The 3,819-nt window shown below is 32.8% G+C and carries 3 protein-coding genes; all 3 read right to left on the reverse strand.

The features are described 5' to 3' along the window. Nucleotides 1–213 precede the first annotated feature (213 nt). The 3 genes from N4A40_14195 to N4A40_14205 are packed head-to-tail and all read right to left on the reverse strand — an operon-like array spanning nt 214 to nt 3,805. A complete protein-coding gene (locus N4A40_14195; GenBank protein ID MCT4663004.1) occupies nt 214–1,773 on the reverse strand; it encodes a HAMP domain-containing histidine kinase in 1,560 nt (519 codons plus the stop codon). After that, complete coding sequence (locus N4A40_14200; GenBank protein MCT4663005.1) at nt 1,770–2,504, reverse strand: response regulator transcription factor; 735 nt, start codon at nt 2,502–2,504, stop codon at nt 1,770–1,772. Before N4A40_14200 ends, N4A40_14195 begins: the two co-directional genes overlap by 4 nt. Before the next feature lie 14 nt (nt 2,505–2,518). Next, nucleotides 2,519–3,805 (reverse strand): hypothetical protein, encoded by a 1,287-nt coding sequence (locus N4A40_14205; GenBank protein ID MCT4663006.1) that lies wholly within the window; start codon nt 3,803–3,805, stop codon nt 2,519–2,521. Nucleotides 3,806–3,819: the final 14 nt, after the last annotated feature.

Raw genomic sequence — 3,819 nt, forward strand, 5'->3', positions numbered from 1 at the left:
AAATCTTGAATATCAGAAATATCAGTAAGCTGTCCTTTTTTCATTAACTTTCTTAATTCTTTTTTATCTAATAACGACATAGTGGTGTATCCCTCCTCATAATATTATTTTATATTATTTCAGAAGTTTACACCACTTATTATATACTCTCGTAAATAATACAAAGAGAACTTATATCTGGTAATATACTCCAAATATAAGTTCTTTTTTCATCTAACTATCAATATTTTTGAGTGTCATTTTCGTTCCATTTTCGCCATCTGATACCTGTATGTCGAGACCTTGTGCTTTTGCTAATTTCTTTACTAATGCAAGTCCTAGTCCTGTCCCGGAGAATTTTTTAGATCTGTTTTTATCCACTACATAAAATGGTTCAAAAATATGTTTTTTATCCTCATCTGCTATTCCGATTCCCGTATCTTCTATTTCCAAATACACTAAATCAGATTTTTCATAGGTCCTTATAAATATAGCTCCTCCTACATGGTTGTACTTTATGGCATTATCTACTAGATTTATCACTATCTGCATCATCTGGTCCTTATCACATTCAAATGTCCAGGCAATCAAATCAAGATTCAGTTTTATACCGAACTTCCTTGCTTTTCCTTCCATCCTCTGACATATATCCTCTAGTAGCATTTTCATATCAACTGATTCTATCTGCTTTTCAAAATCGTATTTTTCTAGTTTTGAAAGATATAATGTCTTTGCAACCATAGAATCTAGCCTCTTGATTTCTTTCTCTGCAATTGCCTTCGCCTGTACGACTAGTTCTTCATCATCCTTGTAAAGCCACATCAAATCTAACTGAGCTTTTATAACCGTAAGTGGTGTTTTAAATTCATGAGTTATATCTCCTATAAATGCCTTTTGCTGACGCTCAAGCTTTCTAAGTTTTTCTAAGGCTAGCTCTAATTTAGATTTTTCATCAAACAATGCATTTACATCTGAATTTATTTTACTAGCTGCATAATATATCCCTCGGCTCAGCTCTTCTATTTCATCATCTGTTTTGATTATATCTTCTATGTCATATTTCCCTGATTCTATAGATTTCATGTCACTCTTCAATTTCAATATCTGCCTGCTAATCCCTGAAAAATACCATATGCCAGCTCCACCGCTTATCACAAGAGCTATTATAGCTATTTTTACAAATAACCACTTTATCTCATTGTAAAATACCCGCTCTAAATCAGCTATATAGACTATCTTCATAGCTCCAACTTGATTTTCAAAATCATATACAGGTGCAAAATAAGTGATTTCATCTCCTCTTTTCTCATATACGATTTCATCGCTAAGTGCTCTTTTTAAAAGAGGTCTATCTCGATCTAAAAGTGGCTCTTTGAAACTTCCATCTAATAATTCACCCTCATAATCAAACAAAGCTACTTGAAGATGAACCATTTTCTCTATAGCAACAGATAGGCTGTATGCTTCTTTTTCATAGAACTCTTTAAAGTTCATATTTTTTAGCTCATCAGCATTACTTGCACTTCCATATCCTAGATTTATTCCAACTGAATCTTCCCTAGAGATATAGCGTTCTCTGATGTATAAATTCGAAAGTTTGCTATTTTCCATAAGCAAATTCTCATAAGTATTTTTTTGATGGCTATGTATACCTTTTAGCAAAAATACACCTAGTATAAACATATTTAGCAAAAGTAAGAAAAGTATAAACACCGTCCACTTAAACTTTATACCCTTTACCTTTCCTAAAAGACTTGCTCGTCGCTTCAAATTTAAGTGCTCAAATGAGTTCATGAAAATACCCCTTCAAAATCAACTGCTTTATATCCAACTCTAGGCACAGTGCATATGTTTACAGCATAATCGCCAAGTTTCTTTCTTATCCTCTGAATGTGAATATCTATAGTTCTAGTACCACCTAGATAATCCATATCCCAAACCGATTCTAGTATCTGCTCTCTCGAAAATACTCTTCCATTATTTTCAGCTAAAAACACAAGTAAATCAAATTCTTTTGGCTTGAATTCAACCGCTTCTCCATCGACATACACTAGCCGTTCAAGCAGTTTTATATCCACATTGCAAGATTTTTGATCTTCATTTTCTTTATAATTATTCTCATCACAACTATCCATTTCTACGTTATCCAAAATGCCTGATGCTTTTTTTAATCTTCTAACAAGCGATCTAATCCTAGCTAGAAGTTCTACTAAATCAAAGGGTTTTGTCACATAGTCGTCAGCCCCAAGCTCAAGTCCTACAACCTTGTCCATCAAGTCATTCTTTGCAGTAAGCATAAGTATACCCATATTAGTATCTGGATCTATTCTCCTGCAAACCTCATAGCCATCGTAAACCGGCATCATCAAATCCAAAACTAATATATGTGGACAAAACTTTGTTATTTTTTTCAGCGTTTCTTCGCCATCATATGCACACTCTACATCATATCCTTCTCTTTTAAGTGCATATGCTATAGAATCTGTGATATTAGCTTCATCATCTGCAACTAAAACCCTAATCATCAATAAACCACCTCTTAATTCAAACTAATTATACTGCTAACATAATACCAATTACCATTTTCATCCTTTTTCTTGCCATCCATGATAAACTTACTCGAATCATCATACCACTCTATTTGTCCAGATACTGGTGCAAATATCTCGACACCTTTTTTTGAATTCATTTCATAAACAAATGTGTGATTCTGACCATCTTTAGAAGTTTTTTTATAAACTATCTTTGTTTTATCTGGTGAAATGCTCTCTCCATAAGTTTCTCCTGAATCTATTATATTGTTTTTCTTGCCACTGCTATCTAATGCCCAAAGCGTTCTAGTCCCGTCTTTGCTAAAGTCATATTCAGCGTACCCCTCTAACTTATTTTCATACCTTCTTAAATATTTTCCATCTTTTGAATGATACTTTTCAAGATTACCTGTTGTTATATCATATACATATGGTATTCTATTTTGCGATTCAATATAGATCTTTGAATCATCCAATTTTTTTAGCCAAGATACTCTATTGTATAAAATGTCTTTTTCATAATTAGACCTTAAAAGTTTTATCCTATCATCAGCACTCATCCAAGTAACTTCAGGTTTTAGAAGCTTATACCTCTTCTCATCTTCTGTAAATTCTTCTCTGATTTCATACTCAGTATTATAAAATGATTTTATATAATCTTCAAAAGTAAACTCTTTAAAGTCATTTAGTGTAGAAATGATGTCTTTTGAAAGCTTAATTTCTTTTCTATTTCCTTCAAAATCCACTTCAAAAATCTTTATATCATCATTCATTCCTTCAGCCAATAATATCTTGCCTTTTTGCAAATTTTTATCTGAATCTGTCATTTTTGACGAAAGTTCTATTCGTTTTTTACTCTCCATATCATATACATAGCATCTGTAAACGTGTTTTGATAAGTCTCCATTTACAAGCTCCGTATACAAAAATCTATTTTCATCCAATAAAGCTCCTACACCTATTTTTTCGCCTTTTTTTCCTGAAAATAATTTTTCTAAACTTTTAGTTTTCATATCGTAAATACATACGCTCGGTATACTACTTTCGTTATCACTAGGCTGATCTGAAACACCTATAACCTTATTTTCAGATAACCACATCTTCGCAGAAAAATTTTCTACACTGTCGACAGATTCTATAGCCACACTATCATCTAGCACTATCTTCTGACTTCCAAGCGATATCGTCTCATTTTCTCCGCCCTTTGCTAAAACCATCACACCACCAGCTAGCACCATTGATCCAATAGCTATTACCGCAACAAACTTTTTATAATTTCTCTTGTTAGAACTCATATTTGTTCCTCCTC

Source organism: Tissierellales bacterium (assembly GCA_025210965.1).
Taxonomy (GTDB): Bacteria; Bacillota; Clostridia; order Tissierellales; family JAOAQY01; genus JAOAQY01.